A 3,314-nucleotide genomic window follows, 5' to 3' on the forward strand; every position below is an offset into this window, starting at 1 on the left:
TGACTCCCGGCGGCCCCTCCGCGCCGTGACCCCCCGCTGCGGCCCCGGCGCGCCCGTCCGCCGCGCCCCCCCCGCCGACCCGAAGGCGGCGACCAGGCGGCCGCGCTCGCCGGCCCGCACCGCCAGCACGACGTGGCTCGGCTGGACGCCCTCCATCGGGACGACGACCAGGTCCGGGCGCGGCGCGGACCGCCCGGGGCCGATCGGGACGAGGGCCACCGCCCGGCCGTCGGCGACGAGTTCGAACTTGTCCTCGTTCGCCGCGACGAGCGGCCCGTCGGGCGCCCGGCGGCCGTCCGGGCGGGGGTCGATCCGCCAGAAGGCGTCCCAGGCCGGGTCGGAGACCCGGGGGAGCGGCTCGTCGGCGATGTCGTCGAGGGTGACGGACGCCCGGCCGGCCAGGCGGTGCCAGGCCGGCACCACGAGGGCCCGGGGCTCGTCGTGCAGGACGGTCACGTGCAGCCCGTCCGTCCTGAGCGGCAGGCGGGTGACGACCGCGTCGGCCCGGTGCTCCAGGAGGGCCTGGCGGGCGTCGTTCCAGGCCAGGTGCCGGGTGTGCACGTCGGCGTCCGGGTGGCGCCGGCGCAGCTCGCGCACGGCCGGCGTGACGATGAGGTTGGCCGTGTAGCCGACGGTGATCCGGCTCGGCTCGGCGGCGGCCCGGGTGTGGGCGGCGGCCTGCGCGGCCGAGCGCAGCAGCGCCCTGGCGCGGGGCAGGAACACCTCGCCCGCCTCGGTCAGTCGGCTGCCCTGCGGGGTGCGGTCGAGCAGCTGCGCGCCGAGCTGCTGCTCCAGGCGGCGGATCTGCCGGCTGAGCGAGGGCTGGGCGACGCGCAGCTCGGCGGCGGCGCGGCCGAAGTTGCGGTGGTCGGCGACCACGGTGAAGTAGCGCACGAGGCGGAGGTCGAGGTCCGGCGGGGATGGGTCGGCCATGTCCCCAGCGTAAGCCCGGTTCCCTGGGGGTCGTCTTCGAACAGCACTCCGACCAGTGGTGATGCCTGATCCGTATTGCGCGATCCGGAACAGGACTTGGACGGCGGCCGCCCCACCCGCCGACGCTGGAGGCACCGAGCCGTACCCACGAGGAGTGAATGCATCATGCGCGTGTTCGTCACCGGAGCCACCGGCTTCATCGGCAGTGCCGTGGTCCGCGAACTGCTGGCCGCCGACCACGAGGTCGTCGGGCTCGCCCGCTCCGACCGGTCCGCGGCGGCGCTGGAGGCGGCCGGGGCCGGAGTGCACCGCGGAGCGCTCGACGACCCCGGGAGCCTGAGCGCCGGCGCGGCGGCGGCCGACGGGGTCGTCCACCTGGCCTTCATCCACGACTTCAGCCGCTTCGAGGAGTCGGTCCGCGTCGACGGGCGCGCCATCGCCGTGCTGGGCGCCGCGCTGGAGGGCACCGGAAAGCCCTTCGTCGTCAGCTCCGGAACGCCCGCGGCACCGGGCCGCGCCGCGACCGAGCGCGACCGCGCCACCCCCGGCACCCCGGCGGCCGGCCGGGACGCGAACGCCCGCGCGGCGCTGGACCTCGCGGCCCGGGGCGTCCGCCCGTCCGTCGTCCGGCTGCCGCGCAGCGTGCACGGCGAGGGCGACCAGGCCTTCGTCCCGACCCTGATCCGGCTCGCCCGCGAGAAGGGCGTCTCCGGGTACGTCGGGGACGGCTCCACCCGCTGGCCCGCCGTCCACGTCCGGGACGCCGCCCGGCTCTACCGCCTCGCCCTGGAGGAGGCCCCGGCCGGATCGGTCCTGCACGCGATCGGCGACGAGGGCGTGCCGATCCGCGAGATCGCCACGCTGATCGGCCGCCGGCTGGGCCTGCCCGCCGGCCCGCTCCCGCCCGAGGAGTTCGGCTTCCTGGGCGCCCTCCTCGGCGTCGACCAGTCGGCGTCCGCAGCCCTGACCCGCGACCTGCTCGGCTGGCGCCCGGTGGAGCCCGGCCTCGTCGAGGACCTCGACCAGGGGCACTACTTCGCCTGATCCGCCGTCAATCGACGTGCCGGCACGGGAACCAAAACTCGGTGTACGAAGTCGAGTCTGGTGTGAATTCGAACGAAACGCAGAACGATCCGCCCCGGCCCCGCCCCGGCCGCAGGAGGCTGCTGGTGGGCGCCGCGGGAGGCGCCGGCGCCCTCGCGGTCGCGGCGAGCGTCGGCTGGTGGGCCCGTCGGGACGACGCCCGCGGCCCGCGGATCTGGAGCACGACGGCCGCCGGCGGCCGGGTCGCCCTGAACACCGGCGCGCAGAACGGCCTGTACGTCTCCGGCTACGACGGCAGGGTGAGCGCCCTCGACCCGCACACCGGCACCGTCCGCTGGAGCAGCGAGGTCACCACCCCCGGCCACGCCGACACACTGGACGGCTGCCCGATGGCCGTCGCGGACGGACTGGTGTGCGCCACCAGCCTGACCCGCCTCCAGGTCCTCGACGCGGCGACCGGCGCCGTGCGCTGGCAGGCGGAGGAACCCGACAGCATGACGGCCGAGTGGGGCGACGGTCCGGCCGTCGCCGGCGGCCGGGTGTTCGCGGCGTACGGGGGAGCCCTGCGCTCCTACGACGCGGCCACCGGCGAACTGCGCTGGAGCGGCCCGCCGGACACCTCGGGCGTTCCGGCCGTCGCCGGGGACACCGTGTACACGGCCGGGAAATCGGCGGGCGTGCGCGCCCACGACGCGAACAGCGGCCAGCAGCGCTGGGAGCAGAACGCCGTCGGCCGGCAGTTCACCGGTCCCGTCGTCCGCTCCGGCGTCCTGTACACCGCGGACTTCGACCAGGCGACGAAGTCCTCGACCGTCTACGCCCTGGACGCCGCCACGGGCCGGGTCCGCTGGCAGCAGGCCGAACAGGACGTCCCGGGCTGCCCGCTCGCGGTGGCCGACGGCACGGTCCTCCTGCTCGGCGGGCCGCGACTGACCGCCCTGGACGCGGGCACCGGCCGGACCCGCTGGACCGCCGCCGTCCCCAGCGGCCTCGGCCTCGGCGGCAACGCCGTCACGGCCACCGCCGACACCGTCTACGTCGGGACGAACGACGACCGCGTCTACGCCCACGACCTCGCGACGGGCCACCTCCGCTGGCAGGACGAACCGAAGCGCACCGGCAACGAGCGCACCGGCATCTACCTGGCCGCCACCGGCACCGCCGTCTACCAGGGCGGCCGCCGGGGCGTCCACGCGCTCGGCGCGGTGCCGTCGGCCTGACGTCCCGCCACACGACGCAGCACGGCGGCCCGCCCCCCCCCCCTCAGGCCGGCCGGCCCGCCGGCCCCGCAGGCAGCGCCGCGGCGGAGTGGGGGCGCGCCGCCCGGCGGCGCCGGG

General features: G+C 77.2%; 3 protein-coding genes. 2 read left to right on the top strand and 1 reads right to left on the bottom strand.

What is annotated here, in order from left to right; translation table 11 throughout:
• Positions 1 to 933: LysR substrate-binding domain-containing protein (locus ACFV4G_RS40955; protein ID WP_380448281.1), on the bottom strand; the 933-nt coding region annotated here is incomplete at its 3' end.
• 165 nt (positions 934 to 1,098) lie between these two features.
• Between ACFV4G_RS40955 and ACFV4G_RS40960 the strand changes: the two genes are divergently transcribed.
• Together ACFV4G_RS40960 and ACFV4G_RS40965 are read left to right on the top strand one after the other, a co-directional pair.
• On the top strand, positions 1,099 to 1,977 hold the full coding sequence (locus tag ACFV4G_RS40960) for an SDR family oxidoreductase (protein WP_380448283.1): 879 nt from the start codon (positions 1,099 to 1,101) through the stop codon (positions 1,975 to 1,977).
• 125 nt (positions 1,978 to 2,102) lie between these two features.
• Positions 2,103 to 3,197 carry a PQQ-binding-like beta-propeller repeat protein gene (locus ACFV4G_RS40965; protein WP_380448285.1) on the top strand — a complete coding sequence of 365 codons (1,095 nt, stop codon included), beginning with the start codon at positions 2,103 to 2,105 and terminating at the stop codon, positions 3,195 to 3,197.
• Positions 3,198 to 3,314: the final 117 nt, after the last annotated feature.

The sequence above is a fragment of the Kitasatospora sp. NPDC059747 genome (assembly GCF_042732955.1).
Classification (GTDB): domain Bacteria; phylum Actinomycetota; class Actinomycetes; order Streptomycetales; family Streptomycetaceae; genus Kitasatospora.

Coding starts and splice junctions, on each gene's coding strand:
- ACFV4G_RS40960 (WP_380448283.1), top strand. CDS start 1,099: ATGCGCGTGTTCGTCACCGGAGCCACCGGCTTCATCGGCAGTGCCGTG.